Raw genomic sequence first — 19,762 nt, forward strand, 5'->3', positions numbered from 1 at the left:
GATTTCATCAAAAATATCTTTAGGTTGTTTAGAAAAAAAGTAAAAACAAGATGATACGATTATCACGAATAAGGCTACTAAACCGAGTGTTTTCTTCATATTGTCACCAATTCTCCCACTGGGTTTCGACTTTCACCTCGCCATAATTGCTTGGCGAGTATTTACTGTCATAAATCGAGCACCAATCTTTCAGGACTTTCTGATTTACGATTTCGTCGTAATAAGAATCCAAATCCTTGGCAGTGATACCATACTGCTCTAGGTAGGATTTCACCTGAGCTTCGTCTTCGATATAAGTTTCCGTATCTGCTTTCTTTAAAACTACTCTCACAGATTTTTTTAAAGTACGGTCTTGATAAGTATATTTATTCCATATCCTAACTCTCGTGTTTGGTCCTACTTGCCTCTCAAATGTAACGGAGCTTAATTGAGATGTATATTCAAAATTAAACCCAATTTCTATCTCAGAATAATCTGATGGTGTTTTCTCTTTGTTGTATAATCCGAACGGAGTATACAAAATATTAGGGTCATCACTTGGCCAAACTGCTCTGATTTTAAACCCATCTATATGCCTTAAAATATTATTTGAGCGATATGTTTTCTCTGTCTCCTGGTAGATTTCATCAAAAATATTTTTAGGTTGTTTAGGAAAAAAGTAAAAACAAAATAATACAACTAGTAAGACTAAAGCTAATATACTGAATATTTTCTTCATCATCATTCTCCTACTCCGCCATGGCTTCCAAGCGATTTAAAAATGTCGATACTTCTGGATAGTTACTTTCGATATATGCTTTAATGGCGTCTTCACCTTTTTCCATAACCTCTAATGGAAGGATGCTAGCATAAATAGTACTTCTAACTTCTTTCCAATCCTTATTTTTTAAGAATTCTCTTTCTCTAAGAGTCGAATCCTTTTGAAGGTCAGCATAGTAAGAAGAGATTGCTTGATCATAGGATTGTCCCTTCTGCATACGGCCGATGAGGTTAACCGAGTCCAAATCCGCCTTGTAATCATCCTCGCCGATGCTTGGCTTCATATCGTTTGCATTAAATGTTGTGTCTCCCTCCCAGCCAGAAAGGTCCTTGACACGCTCTCTACCGCCATAGAAATCGGATGATTGGAAACTGCTAGGATTCAGATGAGTAGCCATGGTAATGGACTGGTGGGTAAAGTCTGCGTGACCTGCTCCATTGTTAGAATAAGCCTTTAGTTTTCTATCCCAAAATTGGTCAAATTTATTATTTTTGCCATAAACTTTTTCATACTTATCTTTATAATTCTGATATAGTTTAGGATCATTTTCTTTTAAACTCTTTGTATTTCTATATTCCCCACCCGCCATCTCATGCTGCAATCTAAGATTATAAAGCAATTTTTTTGCATCTTTTGCATCTTCAATTCCAAGTTCTTTAAAAATTTCAAGAAGCGGTTTTTCTACTGTTCTTGATTTTCCTGTAATCGAGCTACCAACAGTCACATTATAAAAATAAGTTTTCAAATGACCCGCAGTTTCGTTCCACTGAAACCCATCATAGTTTGCTGCACCGATGACTCGCAAAAAGATATAGTCACGGAACTCTTGGCTAGAGGTTGGGAACTTCTTGTCTATCCCTTGCTTGATGGTCAAAAGCTGTTGGGCTGTCTCTGCGTCAAAGCCGTATTCCGCCATCATGGTTTGGACAAAGGCCTTCTCTTGACGGCTGAGTTGCAAGTCCTTTGTATCAGCATAGGCAGTCAGGTAGTTGGCCCAAGTCAGGTCAGATGGGACTTTAAAGACGCCTTTCTTTGCATCCCAGCTCGATTCGATCTGGGCCAGTCCGCGACTCAACTGCACGTCAATACTGTCTAGATCATCGAACAGTCCTCCTGAGTAGCTATCATAGGCACGCAGGTCTTTCAAAATCGTTTCATAGACACGTTTATTCGCGTGGTGTCCTCTCATGAGCTCCACATTACTACGTCTCAATCTCCCTTTTTCTTCGCTATCCATGGTCAAGGAAGAAAGGGATTGGTTGACTTCATCTAGATAGGCGATCATTTGCTCTTCCTGACGGATCTTATCAAGCAGATCATCCTCGCGCCAACTCTTGCTGTCGACCATACTTTGGTAGTCTGCTGGTAATTTCTTGATGGCTTGAGAGAAGGTTTCGGCATAGAGCTGTCCCCCTTTGCTCAAGGGTAGCAAGACACTTGCAAAAAAACTTCTAGCCGAATCATAAGCGTCGCCCTTTAGACTCTCCGTATCCTCTGAAAACTTTTGGATGGCTGATTGCAAGGCTTGATAAGCCTCCACCTGAGATTGACACATGGTCGCTACACTTGAACTTTGTAGTTGTGATTGTTCCAAATACATATCAATGCCCATGACGTGTCTCCTCCTCTCTTTCTAGTTCCTTGCGTCTTTCATAGTAAACCGCATCCAAGTCTCCCTCTAACCGGAACTTTTCTTTCTTCAAATCATCCATGTGGTAGGTGAGGTCCTCAAAGATTTGGTTTTTGAGTTGGTTTCTTTGCAGGAGCGTTTCTTCCAACTGTCCTGCATATCGGCTCTGATAGGCTGCCTCCCACAAATCACTTTGATAACGGTGGCTGGCTCTATCATATCCTTCAAAGGTTTCTATCAGTTCTTTAGTGCGGTAGTTCTCTTTTCCATTGTCTTCTAGCTGGTACAAGAGTTCTCGCTCTCTGTTCTTCAACTCATCTAACGTGCTCATGTATGACTCCTAAAACCATTGGCACCCGCTTCATCTAGCGCCTCAAAATCGCTCGCTACAGAGTGAAGTCGTTCGGAAGTTAGGGTGACAGCGGCTGTTATCTGACTAGCTAGATTTTGATCCTTTGTCAGACATTGATGAGCCTTGTTATTCCCTTGAAAGGTCGTTAAGTCATCCTGACTAGCCGCAGCGATCGCTGTTAACGATTGACAAGCATTTTTAAGCTGAGTCGCATATGTTTGCGCAATATTTAGATCACTTTTTACTGTTGACATGGCTGTTTTATCCTTTTTCTCATTCCCTAGTGATAGGTACACTCCATTTAGCTATATAGGCCTATTATACCATGTTTCATAAAAGGAGCATCATTTTGTCCAGATTTATGTACCATTGTGTATTTTTTCAACAACTTCTCTCATCCAACTCGACGAAAAGAGTAAAAACTGTTACAATGTAGAAAAAGAAAAGAGGCCCTCATGACCAGTATATATGATTTTTCTGTTTTGAACCAAAACAACCAAGCAACTCCCCTGGAGAGCTATCGTGGCAAAGTTCTCTTGATTGTCAACACTGCTACTGGATGTGGTTTAACGCCCCAGTACCAGGGACTTCAAGAACTCTATGAACGCTATCGAGATCAGGGATTCGAAATCTTAGATTTCCCTTGCAATCAGTTCATGGGACAAGCATCTGGCAGCGCAGAGGAAATCAATAGTTTCTGTAGCCTACACTATCAGACAACTTTCCCTCGCTTTGCCAAGATTAAGGTCAACGGCAAGGAAACAGATCCTCTTTATGTTTGGCTAAAAGACCAGAAGTCTGGCCCGCTAGGAAAACGAATCGAATGGAATTTTGCTAAGTTTCTCATTGGTCGAGATGGGCAAGTCCTTGAGCGCTTCTCTTCCAAAACAGACCCCCAAACCATCCAAGAGTCTCTCCAAAAAATACTCTAATTTCTTTTTAAAACGTATCCTTTCATTTAGTTTGAGTCATGAAAGGATGCGTTTTTTCTTTAAAAAGTAACTGATTTTCTTTAATTTATATTTATTTTTTTGCTTTTTGCTATTGCAATTCTTTCATTAATTTAGTATATTTGTTATATTAAAAGTTTTCAGTCATTTTAAGGGAGAAATGACCTTTTAAATTTTTTTATCTTAAAATGAAATCGCTTTATAAACAGGAGGTAAGGTGGCTTACAAATTATCAGAGAGTTTTTCATTAAATCAAGTTGTAACCAAGTCAGACTTGGGCTTGGGCAGTAGCTGACTGCCTTTCTAAAAACTAGGAGTATATTATGAATCGATACCTTTTTGAAAAAGGGCAAACATTTAGCATTCGGAAGTTGACTGTAGGTGTGGCATCTGTTATCGTGGGACTGGCATTTTTTGCTTCTGGAACCGTGCGTGCAGACGAAACGTCTCCTGCTACGACATCCAATTTAGATCAGCAAATGAAACAAGTCGCAGATATAGAAGAGACCAAGGCTGAACCAGTCAAAAAAGAAGGTCGTGTAGAAGCTGAAAAACAAGAAAGACCTGCTGCCGATACCAACAGTGCTGACTTGCTCCCTGAAGACATTCAGGACCGTGCCTATCCAGACACACCTGTCAAAGAACTCGATACGACTACTATCGTTGACCAGAAAGCTAGTCCAAAAGTAGAAACTAAGAGCATTCTAAAGGACAAGGAAGAAGCTCCAAAAGAAACTGAGAACGGAAACCGTGCCATCATTAACGGTGGACAAGACCTCAAACACATCAACTACGAGGGACAACCTGCTACTGCTGCCACTATGGTTTACAGCACTTACAATGCAGGGGAGCAACGCTACCTCGTTTCAGGATCTGGTATCTTTGTTGCACCTAATCTGATCCTTACCGTTGCTCATAACTTCTTAGAGGCCAATAAAGAAACTGGCGAAGGTCACATTCGTGGTGGAAAATCTGCCCAGTTCTACTATAACGTTGGTTCAAACAGCGAAAAGAAAAATTCACTGCCATCTTCTGGAACTACGGTTTTATTCAGAGAAAAGGACATCCATTTCTGGAACAAGAAAGAGTTTGGAAAAGGCTATAAAAACGACCTTGCTCTTGTAGAAGCTCCTATTCCTCTTCCGATTGCTAGTCCAAACAAAGCAGCAACCTTTGCACCTTTGGCGGAGCACAAGACGCATCAGCCGGGAGAAGCCATCAGTACGATTGGCTACCCAACTGACTCGAGTTCCAAAGAACTGAAACAGCCTATCCTAGCTGGTCAGCTTTACAAGGCAGATGGGACCATCCGATCTGTTGAGTCCTATGATGATAAGGGAACGACTGGTATCACCTACCAAACCACTTCTGTATCTGGTTTGTCTGGTGGCGGGATTGTCGATAGCCAAGGAAAAGTTCTGGGTGTTCACCAACACGGAACCGTTGACAATGGTGTGGCTGAAAAGGATCGCTTTGGTGGCGGACTCGTCCTTTCACCTGAACAACTGAAATGGGTGAAGGACATGATTGCCAAGTATGGTGTGAAAGGCTGGTACCAAGGTGATAACGGAAATCGTTACTATTTTACTGATGAGGGGCGTATGCTTCGGAATGAGAAAGCTGTTATCGGAAGCAACGAATATTCCTTCAACCAAGATGGGATCGCTACCTTGACCAAGGGAGTTGAATACGGTCGTGTGGTTATCCAACACGAAGACGAAGAAGGAAATCCTGTCAAAGATAATGATACCTTTATCGAACAGACAGCTGTTGATTCGCCATTTGACTATAATTTCAAAAAAGAAATTGAGAAGACGGACTTCTATCAGAAGAATAAAGACAAATACGAAATTGTATCCATTGATGGCGTAGCAGTCAATAAACAGCTAAAAGATACTTGGACTGAAGATCACAATGTTGTCAGCAAAGCGCCTGCCGGTACACGTATCATCAAGGTAGTCTATAAAGTCAACAAAGGCACCTTCAAAGTTTACTACCGTCAAAAAGGAACCACTACTGAACTAGCGGAAGCGACAGTTGATAACAATGATGGTCAAGAGTATGACGTTTCCTTTGTCAACACCTTCCATGCAAAAGACATTGCTGGCTACCGTCCAGTCAAAACTAGCCTGGAAGCAACTATCCAGCAAAAAGGCGTGAATGAAGTCGTCTTTGAATACGAGCCAGCCGCTGATACAGCTAATCCAACGACTCCGACTCCACCAGTCGCTCATCCAGAAGATAAGGAAACTGAGATTGGCAATCATGGACCTCTTCCAAGCAAGGCTCAACTCGATTACCACAAGGAAGAATTGGCAGCCTTCATCCACTACGGAATGAATACTTATACCAATTCTGAATGGGGAAATGGGAAAGAAGACCCTCGATACTTCAATCCAACCAACTTGGATACTGACCAGTGGATTCGCACTCTGAAGGAAACGGGCTTCAAACGAACTATTATGGTTGTTAAACACCACGACGGATTCGTTGCTTACCCATCTAAGTACACCAACCATACCGTAGCTGCTAGTCCATGGAAAGATGGAAAGGGTGACCTTCTCGAAGAAGTTTCCAAGTCTGCTAGCAAGTACGACATGAATATGGGTGTTTACTTGTCACCATGGGATGCTAATCATCCAAAATACCATGTCGCAACCGAAAAAGAATACAACCAATACTATCTCAACCAGCTGAAAGAAATCCTTGGTAATCCGAAATACGGTAACAAAGGGAAATTTATCGAGGTTTGGATGGACGGTGCGCGTGGTAGCGGTGCCCAAAAAGTAACCTATACCTTTGATGAATGGTTCAAATACATCAAAGAAGCCGAAGGAGATATCGCTATCTTCTCTGCTCAACCAACAAGCGTTCGCTGGATCGGAAATGAACGAGGTATCGCAGGTGACCCTGTCTGGCATAAAGTCAAAAGGGCCAACATCACAGACGATGTGAAAAACGAATACCTCAACCATGGTGACCCTGATGGTGATATGTACTCTGTAGGGGAAGCTGACGTTTCGATCCGTTCGGGCTGGTTCTATCATGACAACCAACAGCCAAAATCACTCAAAGAATTGATGGATATCTACTTCAAGTCTGTTGGCCGTGGAACCCCGCTCCTTCTCAATATTCCACCAAATAAAGAAGGAAAATTCGCCGATGCAGATGTGGCTCGCTTGAAGGAATTCAAGGCAACCCTAGATCAAATGTATGCGACTGACTTTGCCAAAGGTGCGACTGTAACAGCAAGTTCTACTCGTCAAAACCACCTTTACAAGGAAAGCCACCTCACAGACGGTAAAGATGACACCAGCTGGGCGCTCTCAAATGATGCCACAACCGGTAGCTTTACAGTCGATTTGGGGCAAAAGAGACGCTTTGACGTCGTTGAACTCAAGGAAGATATCGCCAAAGGTCAACGTATCTCTGGTTTCAAGATTGAAGTTGAAATCAACGGACGTTGGGTGACATATGGCGAAGGTTCGACCGTTGGTTACCGTCGCTTGGTTCAAGGCAAGCCTGTAGAAGCACAAAAAATTCGTGTAACCATCACTGGTGCTCAAGCAACTCCAATCTTGACCAACTTCTCAGTCTATAAGATACCAAGCAGCATTGAAAAGACAGATGGCTACCCTCTTGGACTGGAATACCACTCAAACACAACGGCAGATACAGCCGGAACAACTTGGTACAATGAATCTGAAGGTGTTCGTGGCACTTCTATGTGGACCAATCAAAAAGATGCCAAAGTAAGCTATACCTTCACAGGAACCAAGGCCTATGTCGTCTCTACAGTCGACCCAGGTCATGGAGAAATGTCCGTCTACGTTGATGGCCAAAAGGTTGCAGATGTGCAAACTAAGAATGCTAGCCGTAAACGCAGCCAAAAAGTCTTTGAGACAGGCGATTTAGCACCAGGTCAACACACTATTACCCTCGTGAACAAAACAGGTGAACCAATTGCTACAGAAGGAATCTACACCCTAAACAATGATAGCAAAGGAATGTTTGAACTCGAGTCTACCAACTACGAAGTCGAAAAAGGAAAACCCGTCACTGTTAAGATTAAACGTGTTGGTGGAAGCAAGGGGGCTGCTACTGTGCGCTTCATCACAGAACCTGGAACTGGAGTCCACGGTAAAGTTTACCAAGATACAACTCAAGATGTGACCTTTAAAGACGGAGAAACAGAAAAGACTGTGACCATCCCAACGATTGACTTTACAGAACAAGCCGACTCTATCTTTGACTTCAAAGCCAAGCTAACTTCAGTCACTGATGGTGCCCTGCTCGGTTTTGCTACCGATGCAACCATCCAAGTGATGAAAGCTGAATTGCTGATCAAGGACCAAACAAGTTATGATGATCAAGCTAGTCAGTTGGATTATAGTCCTGGCTGGCACCATGAAACCAATTCGACAGACAAGTACCAAAAAACGGAGTCTTGGGCATCCTTTGGTCGCTTAACTGATGAGCAAAAGAAAAAGACAACTGTCACAGCCTACTTCTACGGTACTGGACTTGATATCAAGGGCTATGTTGATCCAAATCATGGTATCTACAAAGTCTTCCTAGATGGCAAAGAAGTTCCTTACCAAGATGGCATGGGAAATGCTTCAACTATTGACGGTAAGAAATACTTTAGCGGTCGTGCAGCCCAACGCCAAGGCAATCAAACTCTGGTTAGCTTAAAAGGTCTGGACGAAAACTTGCACGCAGTCACCCTTCAACTAGATCCTAATCGAAATGATTTGTCTCAAAATATCGGTATTCAGGTAGACCAATTCATCACTCGTGGCGAAGGTAGTGAACTCTACAGCAAGACAGATATCATCCAGTCTATCTCAAAATGGAAAGACGATCTGTCCAACTTTGATCCAGCAGGCTTGAAGAATACGGCTACTGCACGCCAAGCTTTCCAAGCAAATCTAGAAAAATTGAGAAACCAACTCAGTGCTGATGCAGTGGATGTTCAGGATGTCATGTTGACAGTCAGTGCCCTACAAGATATCCTATCCAAGGATGAGAACTATCAAAAAGGCCAAGAGGAACCTAGTCCAGAGCAACCGGAACAGCCTGAAGAACCTTCTAAACCTGATCAACCAGCTGAGCCAAAACAACCGGAAATTGAGTATGATAAGGCTATGGACAGCTTGACAAAAGCTATCGAGAAAAAAGTCGCTGAGCTTGGATCCAACAAGGAAGCTAAAAAGAAATTATTAGAAATTGCTGACCAAGCCATTGCTGCAATCCAAGAAGCTAAAACTCAGGAAGCAGTCAATCAAGCGCTAAAAACTGCTCTCGAACAAATCAGCAAGCTCGAAGCAGCTCAACCTGAAAAACCCGCTCAACCTGAAAAGCCAGTTCAACCTGAAAAACCGGCTCAACCTGAACAACCGGCGCAACCGGAAACTCCAGCGCAACCTGAGAATCCAGTTCAACCTGAAAAACCTGCTGAGCCTGAAAAACCAGTTCAGCCTGAGAAACCTGCTCAACCGGAAACTCCAGCGCAACCGGAAAAACCTGCTCAACCTGAGAAACCGGCGCAACCGGAAAAGCCAGCTCAGCCTGAAAAACCTGCTCAGCCTGAAAAGCCTGCTCAGCCTGAAAAGCCGACTCAACCAGAGAAACCAATTACTTCTTCAAGTCCTGAGGAAGGGGTAAAAGACCTTGTCTTTACACTTCCAAGCTTGGAAATCGTCAATAAGATCGTACCGTTTAAGACTATTCGTCGCGAAAACCCACAATTAGACAAAGGAAAAGAGCAAGTTCTATCAGAAGGAAAAGACGGTCTCTTAGTCGAGTATGTTGAAGTGGACGGTGACAATCGCAAGGTTCTCCAAACAGAAGCAACACCAGCTCAAGATCGAGTGATTGAGGTAGGTAGCAAACAAAGCTCAGTTGGAACAGAGGCGCCACCAGTTGTGACTCTTCCTGAGTATGTTCTACCAAGAGAGACTGAAAAACCTGCGCCAGTCGTAACAGATAATTCATCATCAAAAGATGAAAAAGCTCCTGTTACAGCTACAGTCAAAGAAGACAAGGAAAGACTACTCCCTGCAACTGGGGAACAAGAAGCAAGTGCCTTCCTCTTCTTGGCAGCCATTACTTCTATCTTGTCTCTCCTCATCTTCCAAAAGAATTTCAAAGACTAATAACCCTCTTTGATTGATTCTTTTCCATTATTTCAGTTCCCCCGTTGAGAAGACCATTTGGTCTTCTCTTTTTCTATCTGTAAAATTAAAAAACATCCACAAATATACATGGATATTTTGGTATGACTCTGTAAAGTAAGATGATCATTGAAGATAGCTGTTCTCAAATCCAACCACGTTTTCAAATAAACGCTCATCTAAAAAAGAGAGTGCCCCTTGCCTTATCTCATCAGAACATCCATCATAAGTTTCTGCAAGAACTCCACAGACAAAAGATGGTGTTTCGAATTCCAATACCATGAAATCTTCTGACGTTCACAAGCTATCTCCCCTAGATCAGACTTCCCTCTCCCACACCTAGTCACTGACTACTATTTTTGAGTCCAGCGTATGCATAGGTTCGATTTCTGGGGCACTCTTTTTCTGTCACTACCCTAAAATAAAAGCGATGCTCCCGCCCATCCTTGGCATTTTCCTTGTTTAAGACAAAGTAGTTTTTCTGATTCATCGCCATGGTTCGTAGGATATCATCGATCAAAAAAGTCAAGGGAACATTCAAGGCAGAGTATTTTTGGAAATCCTCTTCAAAGCGGATGTAACTATCTGAAAAATAATCCATCTGTAGTTTGTTTTCATACAAGTCTTTTCTAGTCATACACTCCCTCCTCCCACAGTCGAATTTCGAGAATATCTACAATCTCTACCAGCCTATATCCCTCATTTGTCCTAATAGATAGAGTTTGAGGTAATAATTCGCTCACCTCACCGATGATCGTCATTTTTTGCTTTCTTTCCTTGACAAGAAAACATCCCTTTAATTGACCAACATAAAGCTGAGAAAGCAAGAGTAGTGTCTCAACTGAATTCAAATTCGTTGAAAAATCAACACGATTTTTTTCTTCACCAAGCGAGCTGGTATGCTCTGAGAGGAAAAAGCCCATCCACTTCTGCATGCCTGGATCTTGGTAGTCTCGTGCAGATTGAAAAGGTAAATAAGAACGATCAATCATTGTAATCCATCTAATCCTCCAGCAGAATGTCCCCCAATCAGCTTGCTTCTGGCAAGACTCCTAGAGGATTCTTCCAGTGCATTGGCCTTTAAGAGAGAAGTGAAGCCAAATTGTTCCCGAATGGAGTCAATAGCCGTCTGGAGCCTTTCTTCTTTTTCTAACTTGTCAACATCATCAAAGAGGGAGACCAAGCCAAAGGACTCGTCCACAAATCCTGAATAGTTGACTCCGACACTTCTGACCGCTCCAGAAGTGTATTTATTATGAAATAGCTTCAAAACATAATCCGTTAAGATAGCTGTATTATTGGTCGGTTCGACCTTCATTTGTGTGTGAATAGACGACCTGACCTCCTATTTAGAGAAACCAACATAGAGAGAGACAAGGGTTGTTTTCTTACCCGCCCTTCTCAGCCTAATAGCCACCTGCTCCGCCATTTCTCGGAGAATAATTTCGATATCCCGTAGCTTCACGTAGTCTCTCGGCAAGATTTGAGAATTTCCTAACCCTTGAGACTTAGCTTTATAGGGCCTGTGAACATTGCTCTCATCAATCCCGTTAGCATGAAACCACAAACGCAGGCCAGCCTGACCCAGAGCTTTCTGTAACTGGTCTGGATTACTGATGGCCAATTCTCTGATGGAAAAAATCCCCAGAGCATGCAAGCGTTTCTCCATCCGCCTGCCAATCCCCCAAAAGTCCGTCATCTTGGGAATAGCCCAGACCTTCTCTTCCACATCCTTGTAAGACCAGTTGGCCCTCATGGTCGGGGTGTGCTTGGCCTCATTATCCAGAGCCAACTTAGCCAGTAAGGGATTGGCATTGGACATACCCACTGTAGAGTAGATCCCTGTCTGCCTCCAAATATCCCTCTGGATACGAGCAGAAAGCAGATCCAGCTTGTCTTTGCGAGAGAGACTCTTATCTGGGATAAAATAGTTGAGCGAACTAGTCAGATCAATAAAGCCCTCATCGATAGAGTAGGGATAAATATCATCTGGACTACCATAGTTTTGAAAGATTCGCTGGATTTCCATATTGACCGCTATGTATTCATCCATCCTAGGTGGCACAATCAAAGTCACTTGAGCCCAATCTTCGATGTAGCGAACATAGTCTGAGTCAGTAGGAAAGCCTTGCTTTCGAGCATTGTAATAGGAAAATTTGCGCGTTTTGATATCAAAAGGCAGATCATAAGCCCGACCAACATTGGACTTGCCAAAAATCTTCTTAAACATAGGAGAGGAAGCTAGGATAAGGCCAGTCGAATTATCCGCGCGACTCATGACACAAAGCGAGGTCTTCAGCGGATGCAAGCCTCTTTTCACACACTCAACGCTGGCATAAAAGGATTTCATGTCGACAAAGGCAATATCACTTTTGGGCTCTCTGGAATAATCAAAGTAGCCCATAGGCTAACCCTCCATCGGCACAAAATTCCCAACAATAATCCCCACAATCCGAGGATCTTCCTCATAGGAGATGAAAATATCCTTGTATTTAGGATTGATAGAGACCAGACGCAAGCCATCTTCCTCCCGATAAACCCGTTTGATATAGGTCTGGTTGTTGCAAACCACTGCATAAACTGCCCCATCATAGTCAAATCCCGTCTCTCGAATCAGAGCTACCGAACCATTTTGATATTTAGGTTCCATAGAGTCCCCAGATACCCAAGATGCAAAATCATGGGCCAACTCCTCGTTAAAGTAAACCGTATCAAAATTCTGGTCATCATAGACCGAAGCCCCGATCCCTGCTGACATACGTTCATAGACACGGTACTCGTAGAGGCGCTCTGGCATGGTCGCCACCTTCTGAGTTTGTTCTTCTTGAGCCAGGTTGCGAGCATAGAGCACAACCTTGTCCTTCCCTTGCTTGGAGAGACTATTGTAGAGACGAACAATCTCAATCTGAGTAAAATACCCTTTTGCAACTTTTAAAATCTTTTCTAGCTGGGTAACCTTCTCCTTGGATGGTTCCTTAATTCCACGTTCCCAAGCCGAGTAAGCCTGAAAACTAATCCCAAGTTGCTCTGCAATTTCCTTCTGTGTCAGTTTCAACTCTTTCCTCCGAGCCTTGAGTTTTTCTGGTTGGTACATACTTCACCTCCTATTGTGATGTTTTATTGAGAATATCTCTCTTAGAAAAACAAATCGATGGTTGAGCTTACACCTCTAAAACTCAACCAATTCGGTTTAGTTTTATTATATAAAAAAAGTGGACAATTGTCCACTGGGAAAATCAAATTTTAACAGACACAACTGGAGGTTCTGAACAAAAAACTGGACTAGCCCTAGCAACTCCTACTCTAATTTTTGCAACAGCTTTACAACTTGACGATTTTCAATCCTCACATAGTATACACCACTATCACTGACAAGTTTATCCTCTTTATATTTAGCAATTTTGACAGCATAAAGACCGCGTGGTAGGGGTTGGTTGGCAAAAAATTCCTTCATGAGCGCTTCAAGCTCTTTTAGATAGTCATCATACAAGAGATCTCTTTTTTCTTTTGGAACGAAATACTGAAATTCAAATGTTGGTATAAAAATCTCTTTTTGGAACAGATATTGAGCATCCATTGGATACATTCCTTGCAGAGCTTGGCCCTTGCTTTGATTTTCCTCTAATATTTCATTATAAAGATAGATATTATCAGATTGGTTATTAAATTCAAAACCAATACCTTGATACTTCAAATCAGACAGTTTAGGATCTTTGATTGAACTGTCCAGTGTTTTTAAAAACTCGCTGGTGCCTGGACTAACCTCAATCCCTAAATAGGCTAATTCTGGGAAAACATTATAAATTCTTTTACCATTTTTGTAATCAACCTCTGCATCTGTCTTTCCATATGTTTTATTTTCCGAAAAGCGAGTATAGTATTTAAATCGAGTTTTAACCTCATAGGTTTTTCCGGCTATATTTTCACTGTAGGTACCATGGATTATAAATCCTCCTACACTTGTATAGTTTTTCTCGTATTTTTCTAACTCAAACTGTCCTGTAAGACCGTAATTTTGATAAGAACGATGCACAGCTTGCTCAATCTCAGTTCGACTTGCATGGGCAAATAGCCCCCACATATCCATTAGAGAAAAAATCGGACTGAACACTGTGAAGATTACCATTGGAATCACTATGGATAAGCAACCTATTAATAGCCAATTTCTTTTCTTGGCCTTTCCTTCAGATTTTTTAGCAGTTTTCTGTTTCCTTTTTAAGATTAGAATGAGCAAAACCAAAATCCCTAATACTAATAAAACCAAGCTACAATCTCCTTTTATCGTGGATAGCTGTTAACAGGTGTATAGGAGGCTGACAGAAATACTCTTCTCACCTACTAACTTATCCTGAAATCCATAAACTCGTCTGAAACGAGGAGCAACCCTTGTCTCATTATACCACATGAACCATACTGTGAGAAGATGAGAAATACAAAAGAAAACCACCTGAAATAAATTCAGGTGGTTAATGAAATTTTGCAGTTAGTTGAAGAAACTTTCAATCCAACCACTTATATTGTTTAACAATATTCCTAGCTGACCAATAAGTCCATCCATCTCCAAAGCTTTATTCTCATACTCATTAATTTTTATGAGTAACTCATCAATATTTTCGTCCATGGCCTTAATACTAGAATCAAAATATGAAATCAGATTACCTGCGGGTGTAACAAATTTCGTATCATGCAAATTTCCAGTCCAAGATTCATCATATTCATCTTTTTTAGAAGCTACAGCTTTTTTCTGCTTAACAAATTCACTTTTAATTTTCCGTAACTCGTCATATATTTCCTTGACTTTTTTTGCCTCTTCTAAATAACCTTCTTTTTTTGATTGAGCTGAACTAATCTGCGATCGAATTGCAGCTTGTTGACTAGCTTTTGACATCTATACCTCACCTCTTTAACAAATAAGCAAGCACTACAACAGCGTAGACCATGATTAACAATATAGCACTACCAATGCCCAACAATTTATAAAGTTTGTTGATCCCACAGTATCGTTCCACATAAGCCCTGTTTGGTTTTTCAGGATCATACCATACCGTCATCTTCGAATAGACTGGAAAATGCGTTCGCATTAAGTTATTAAACGATATAAAAGAATTACGATAAAAGGTTAGGGAATTTGCCAACATTTCCTCTCTTGTAAAGTTATCAGATGCACTTATAGGGCCCCATGGAAGCGAAACCGTTCTAATCATAAAATACCGTAATGGCTTGCTATAAGTAGTTCCGTTAACCGTATATTCAACAATCGGAGGATTCCCAGCCTGAAAATTACTATAGCCCACAACCGTTCCCTTAATAGACGATTTGGCAAGACGTACCATCTTTTTATCCCGAAAATAAAGGTAGAGATATGTACCAGATAAAAAGATCAAGGATAAAAGAATGACGATGGTAGCAAATAAAAATAAAATGGTTTCTGTTGTCACATTCAACTCCTATCTTATTCTACGCTCTTCACATCAGACATTGAAAGTGTCATCTTAGATGGATCTGACATCGAGTCAACAATCTCCAATTGTTCTGAGTTAAGTGGTAACAAAATTAACGTGGTTGTGTAAGAAGGTAGCTCACCACTATCCTTGATAGTATAACTAATCTTTTGATTATCAAAAATAGTTTTGCCTTCATAAGACCAGCTTAGTGAAAACTCCAAATCTTTTTTGATATCTACATCAGTTTTATTGACGAGCATTAGTGCTGCTCTACCATCTGAGACGGCTCCTGTAAAGTAGATAGCCATATTTCCCTTACTTCCAATTTCTGGATGTTCTTTGGTCAATTTTTTACCAAGTTCAATTAAATCTGACGTTTGGCCTTCATATTGTGGTGCTACTACAAATTTCAATTCTTTCTCTTTGTTTACAACTGTCTCGCGTGTACTTTTCTCTGTTCCCCCTGCTTCCTTTCCATTAGAGCAAGCTCCAAGAACCAATAACAAGATGACGACAAATAACTTCTTCATTTTTTCTCTCCTTTTAACAAAAAATCTATAAACCTTTATCTCTTTTTAGATTTTTTAACATGTTCCTTGTACATTTTTGACTTTTTCCCATACCATTCTTCAATGGTATAGCCATATTCCTCGCGGTATTTCTCTTGGTTTTTATTGACTGCATTCAAGTTCTCTAGCGTTACTACATTGGACTTGAAAAATGATACCAAAAATAGTCCTAAGAAAATAGGTGAAACCGGCAACAAAGCAAGCAAGAGATACGCTAGGAAATGATTAAGTCCGTTGATAAAGAGATTGATTCCATACATCAACAACCATAAGAATAAAATAACATTCAAAAATTTTTTATAATATTCTGAGGAGAAATAATCCTTGCTAGCGCGCTGCTTTGTGACAAGGATATAAATAAGGTAAATCAGTGATAACACAAAACCAATCCAGTAGACGATACGAATTGCTACTAGGGGGATTAAGTATAAGATGGCTATAAACCAACTATAATAAAAAATCACAAGCACAAATAATTGAAAAATCTGAGTCATTAAATAAGCTTTAATACGATTTCTTTTAGAATTAATATAAAAATAAGTAAAATGACCACAACAAAACAAGAATAGAAAGACAAAGAAACTATTTGGGGGAATCAGGCTATTTTCTACTGATGTCAACTGTGTAACTAGTTCATGTCCATTTTTACTAGCCAATCGAAGGATTCCCATAGGAAAATATGTGCCCCAAACAATCAAAAACGAATATAGTGGTAGTCCAAAAATCGCCTTTACTATATTTAATTTCCGAGTTGTCTCAAGTGCATCATTAATATCTTTTTGCATCTTATCCATCTATTTTCTCCTATTATCCAAACAAGGATGAGACCGTCTTCAGACCACCATTGAAAAAATCTGAAACATTCTTGCCCACACTTTTGACAGTCTCCAAGCCCTGGTGGATTCCTTTCCCGATAGATTCCACCGTCGATTCTACCACGTCCACAGCACCATAAGCAAAATTTTTAACTCCGTCATAAACAGACTTTTTAAATTCTGGTGTAGCTGCAGAAACGATAAGATTAAGCGTTCCTAAAGCAAAGCCAGCGAGGGCTCCAAATGCTGGAACCCCTCCTAGCCCTCCTATCTTAGCTCCAAGCCACATACCATCTAAGGGACCAACGTTAGATATGGTATCAATAGTACCACCTAGTACAGACTTCCCGATTTTCCCTACGGTCGTCTTGGAATCCGTCTTGGAATTGTTGCCAAACAGAAAAACAAAGAAAATGTCCTTCTCCATTATACCATATGAGAGATACCGTGAGAAGATGCGAAAAGCAAAAGAAAACCACCTGAATTTGTTTCAGGTGGTTAGTTTCATGAGACAAGGAATAGGCTCTATAAACCTTTATCTCTTTTTAGACTTCTTAACATGTTCCTTGTACATTTTTGACTTTTTCCCATACCATTCTTCGATGGTATAGCCATACTCTTCACGGTATTTCTCTTGATTTTTATTGACTGTATTCAAGTTCTCTAGCGTTACTACATTGGATTTAAAAAATGATACCAAAAATAGGCCTAGGAAAATAGGTGAAATTGGTAATAAAGCAAGCAACAAATGTGCCAGAAGGTTATTAAGACCATGGGTAAAGAGATTGATTCCCGACATCAACAACCATAAGAACAAAATAACATTCAAAAATTTTTTAATATTTAGAGAAGCAAAAAAATCTTTTTTAGCGCGTTGCTTAGTAACAAGGATATAGATAAGGTAAATCAGTGATAAGACAAAACCTATCCAGTAGACGATACGAACTGCTACTAGAGGGATTAGATACAAGGCGGCTATAAACAAACTATAATATAAAATTACGAGCAAAAATAATTGAAAAATCTGAGTCATTAAATAGGCTTTAATGCGATTTCTTTTCGTAATGATATAACAACAAATAAAATAACACCAACAAAACAAGAATAGAAAACCAAAGAAACTATCTGGGGGAATGAGACCTTTTTCAACTGATGTCAATTGCGTAACTAGTTCATGTCCAGCTTCACTAGCCATTCGAAATAGGTTTATCGGTAAAGATGTCCCAAGCATAATCATCAATGAAAAAAAAGGCGCTACAAAAATTATCTTTACTAAGTTTAATCTTCGAGTTGGATCGAGTGCATCATTAATATCTTTTTGTATCTTATCCATTTATTCTCTCCTATTATCCAAACAAGGATGAGGCGGCCTTCAGACCACCATTGAAAAAATCAGAAACACTCTTGCCCACACTTTTGACAGTCTCCAAGCCCTGGTGGATTCCTTTCCCGATAGATTCCACCGTCGATTCTACCACGTCCACAGCACCATAAGCAAAATGTTTAGCTCCTTGAGTATTTGCTAGTAAGTAATCCGTTCTTAACCCATTATACCAGAATAGCTAATCAATTAGTAAAAAGTTTAGAAAAGCACCTGAATTATTTTCAGATGCTTCATCTAGAATCAGAATAACCAGATCCGCTCCTATATCAAGAGACTAGAAATAGTGTCTATAAACCTTTATTTCTTTTTAGACTTCTTCACATGTTCCTTGTACATTTTTGACTTCTTTCCATACCATTCTTCAATGGTATAACCGTATTCTTCGCGGTATTTCTCTTGGTTTTTATTAACTTCATTAAGATTAAATAGTGAAGAGAATGTTGATTTACTCAATGATATTAAGATAATAATGAGAAAGATTGGAGCGATGGGTAATATAGCCAAAAGTAAATGAGCAAGTAAATTTTTAAACCCTGAAATAAGAATACCAGCAATAAAATTTATAAACCATAATGCCAAGATAACATTTGTATATTTCTTTATTTTCTCCTTGTCAATATCAAAAACTCTAGTATATGACTTTGTTATGAGACTATAAATAATATAGACAACTGCTACGGAATAAGCTAGCCAATAAATAATCCGAATGATTAAAAAAGGAACAAAGAATTGCAAGCCTAAAAATAGTCCAAAAATGCTTAAATGAATAAGAGTGAATAAGACGAGTAAATTGAGTATATAAGCATAAATTCTATTTCTTTTTGAAATGATATACATAATCATATACATCGCCCAATAAACAAAAAATGAAATACCAAAAACTTTTTCTGGGATGATTAGTTGATACTCTAATTCAGTAAGCGGCTGCAAAAAAGTTATACTATTCTTACTCATATATATTCCTGAACTAATCGCAAGATGAGGTGCAAGTATACATAAACCAAGAAATAATGGCATTACGAAAATCATTACTAATATATTCCATCCTCGCGTTGTTTCTAGTGCTTCATTAATATCTTTTTGTATCTTATCCATTTATTTTCTCCTATTATCCAAACAAGGATGAGACCGTCTTCAGACCACCATTGAAAAAATCTGAAACATTCTTGCCCACACTTTTGACAGTCTCCAAGCCCTGGTGGATTCCTTTCCCGATAGATTCCACCGTCGATTCTACCACGTCCACTGCACCATAAGCTATATCTTTAGCCCCCTCGTAAAAAGCCTTTTTCTGATCAGGGAAAAACAGAGAATCCGCAAGATTAATTGCTCCCAAACCAAGGCCCGCAAGAGTTCCAACTACTAGTCCCTGTGGTCCAGCTTTCGCCCCTATCTTAGCTCCAAGCCACATACCATCTAAGGGACCAACGTTAGATATGGTATCAATAGTACCACCTAGTACAGACTTCCCGATTTTCCCTACGGTCGTCTTAGAATGATTGCCAAACAGAAAAACAAAGAAAATGTCTTTGTCCCATTATACCACACGAGCAATACCGTGAAAAGAAGAGAAAAGTAAGAGAAAACCACTTGAAATAAATTCAAGTGGCAAATGGTTAGGGGAGCTCATTATAAACAGAGGCATCGTAAATCTTCTGTTGGATTCGTTTCTTTTCTGTATA

19 protein-coding genes and 1 pseudogene are annotated in these 19,762 nt (G+C 40.2%); 2 read left to right on the top strand and 18 right to left on the bottom strand.

The window, feature by feature from the left end; all coding sequences use genetic code 11:
* Nucleotides 1-103: 103 nt before the first annotated feature.
* The 4 genes from HMPREF2853_RS09365 to HMPREF2853_RS09380 are packed head-to-tail and all read right to left on the bottom strand — an operon-like array spanning nt 104 to nt 2,996.
* Nucleotides 104-718, bottom strand: coding sequence for a TipC family immunity protein (locus HMPREF2853_RS09365; RefSeq protein ID WP_070536085.1), 615 nt, complete (start codon nt 716-718; stop codon nt 104-106).
* 10 nt (nt 719-728) lie between these two features.
* Nucleotides 729-2,372 (bottom strand): T7SS effector LXG polymorphic toxin, encoded by a 1,644-nt coding sequence (locus HMPREF2853_RS09370; RefSeq protein WP_070536088.1) that lies wholly within the window; start codon nt 2,370-2,372, stop codon nt 729-731.
* Nucleotides 2,362-2,721, bottom strand: a complete 360-nt coding sequence (locus HMPREF2853_RS09375) for a DUF3958 family protein (protein WP_070536092.1) — start codon at nt 2,719-2,721, stop codon at nt 2,362-2,364. Before HMPREF2853_RS09375 ends, HMPREF2853_RS09370 begins: the two co-directional genes overlap by 11 nt.
* Nucleotides 2,718-2,996 carry a TIGR04197 family type VII secretion effector gene (locus tag HMPREF2853_RS09380; protein ID WP_000108755.1) on the bottom strand — a complete coding sequence of 93 codons (279 nt, stop codon included), beginning with the start codon at nt 2,994-2,996 and terminating at the stop codon, nt 2,718-2,720. The genes HMPREF2853_RS09375 and HMPREF2853_RS09380 overlap by 4 nt, the downstream gene beginning before the upstream one ends.
* A gap of 201 nt (nt 2,997-3,197) precedes the next feature.
* On the opposite strand from HMPREF2853_RS09380, the gene HMPREF2853_RS09385 reads away from it, so the two are divergent.
* Both HMPREF2853_RS09385 and HMPREF2853_RS09390 read left to right on the top strand, forming a co-directional pair.
* Nucleotides 3,198-3,674, top strand: a complete 477-nt coding sequence (locus HMPREF2853_RS09385) for a glutathione peroxidase (RefSeq protein ID WP_070536095.1) — start codon at nt 3,198-3,200, stop codon at nt 3,672-3,674.
* Between the two features lie 341 nt (nt 3,675-4,015).
* Entirely contained in the window at nt 4,016-9,850 is a 5,835-nt protein-coding gene (locus HMPREF2853_RS09390; protein ID WP_070536098.1) for an alpha-L-fucosidase, read from the top strand.
* Between the two features lie 144 nt (nt 9,851-9,994).
* Here HMPREF2853_RS09390 and HMPREF2853_RS09395 read toward each other — a convergent pair whose 3' ends face one another.
* The 14 genes and pseudogenes from HMPREF2853_RS09395 to HMPREF2853_RS09460 all read right to left on the bottom strand — a co-directional run bounded on the left by HMPREF2853_RS09395 (nt 9,995) and on the right by HMPREF2853_RS09460 (nt 19,491).
* The gene (locus HMPREF2853_RS09395; protein ID WP_042902011.1) at nt 9,995-10,150 is read right to left on the bottom strand and encodes a hypothetical protein; all 156 of its coding nucleotides are present in this window, start codon (nt 10,148-10,150) and stop codon (nt 9,995-9,997) included.
* Between the two features lie 61 nt (nt 10,151-10,211).
* Nucleotides 10,212-10,505, bottom strand: coding sequence for a DUF5960 family protein (locus tag HMPREF2853_RS09400; protein WP_070536101.1), 294 nt, complete (start codon nt 10,503-10,505; stop codon nt 10,212-10,214).
* Entirely contained in the window at nt 10,498-10,860 is a 363-nt protein-coding gene (locus HMPREF2853_RS09405) for a hypothetical protein (protein ID WP_070536104.1), read from the bottom strand. Before HMPREF2853_RS09405 ends, HMPREF2853_RS09400 begins: the two co-directional genes overlap by 8 nt.
* Nucleotides 10,857-12,272, bottom strand: a pseudogene (locus HMPREF2853_RS09410) (Y-family DNA polymerase). The gene HMPREF2853_RS09405 and the pseudogene HMPREF2853_RS09410 overlap by 4 nt, the downstream one beginning before the upstream one ends.
* 3 nt (nt 12,273-12,275) lie before the next feature.
* Nucleotides 12,276-12,962, bottom strand: coding sequence for an XRE family transcriptional regulator (locus tag HMPREF2853_RS09415; RefSeq protein ID WP_070536107.1), 687 nt, complete (start codon nt 12,960-12,962; stop codon nt 12,276-12,278).
* A gap of 204 nt (nt 12,963-13,166) precedes the next feature.
* Complete coding sequence (locus tag HMPREF2853_RS09420; RefSeq protein WP_070536110.1) at nt 13,167-14,132, bottom strand: hypothetical protein; 966 nt, start codon at nt 14,130-14,132, stop codon at nt 13,167-13,169.
* A gap of 219 nt (nt 14,133-14,351) precedes the next feature.
* The gene (locus tag HMPREF2853_RS09425; protein WP_070536113.1) at nt 14,352-14,756 is read right to left on the bottom strand and encodes a DUF5082 family protein; all 405 of its coding nucleotides are present in this window, start codon (nt 14,754-14,756) and stop codon (nt 14,352-14,354) included.
* A 7-nt stretch (nt 14,757-14,763) separates the two neighbouring features.
* Complete coding sequence (locus HMPREF2853_RS09430) at nt 14,764-15,306, bottom strand: DUF3592 domain-containing protein (protein WP_070536116.1); 543 nt, start codon at nt 15,304-15,306, stop codon at nt 14,764-14,766.
* 14 nt (nt 15,307-15,320) lie between these two features.
* A complete protein-coding gene (locus HMPREF2853_RS09435) occupies nt 15,321-15,842 on the bottom strand; it encodes a hypothetical protein (RefSeq protein WP_070536119.1) in 522 nt (173 codons plus the stop codon).
* A gap of 35 nt (nt 15,843-15,877) precedes the next feature.
* Nucleotides 15,878-16,675: a hypothetical protein gene (locus HMPREF2853_RS09440; RefSeq protein ID WP_070536122.1), complete on the bottom strand. Its 798-nt coding sequence runs from the start codon at nt 16,673-16,675 to the stop codon at nt 15,878-15,880.
* Between the two features lie 13 nt (nt 16,676-16,688).
* The gene (locus HMPREF2853_RS09445; RefSeq protein WP_261674249.1) at nt 16,689-17,123 is read right to left on the bottom strand and encodes a hypothetical protein; all 435 of its coding nucleotides are present in this window, start codon (nt 17,121-17,123) and stop codon (nt 16,689-16,691) included.
* 108 nt (nt 17,124-17,231) lie between these two features.
* A complete protein-coding gene (locus HMPREF2853_RS09450) occupies nt 17,232-18,029 on the bottom strand; it encodes a hypothetical protein (RefSeq protein ID WP_070536125.1) in 798 nt (265 codons plus the stop codon).
* A gap of 348 nt (nt 18,030-18,377) precedes the next feature.
* Nucleotides 18,378-19,175: a hypothetical protein gene (locus HMPREF2853_RS09455; protein WP_070536128.1), complete on the bottom strand. Its 798-nt coding sequence runs from the start codon at nt 19,173-19,175 to the stop codon at nt 18,378-18,380.
* A gap of 13 nt (nt 19,176-19,188) precedes the next feature.
* Nucleotides 19,189-19,491, bottom strand: a complete 303-nt coding sequence (locus HMPREF2853_RS09460; RefSeq protein WP_070536131.1) for a hypothetical protein — start codon at nt 19,489-19,491, stop codon at nt 19,189-19,191.
* Nucleotides 19,492-19,762: the final 271 nt, after the last annotated feature.

This window comes from Streptococcus sp. HMSC077F03 (assembly GCF_001812375.1).
In the GTDB taxonomy this organism is placed as follows: domain Bacteria; phylum Bacillota; class Bacilli; order Lactobacillales; family Streptococcaceae; genus Streptococcus; species Streptococcus oralis_S.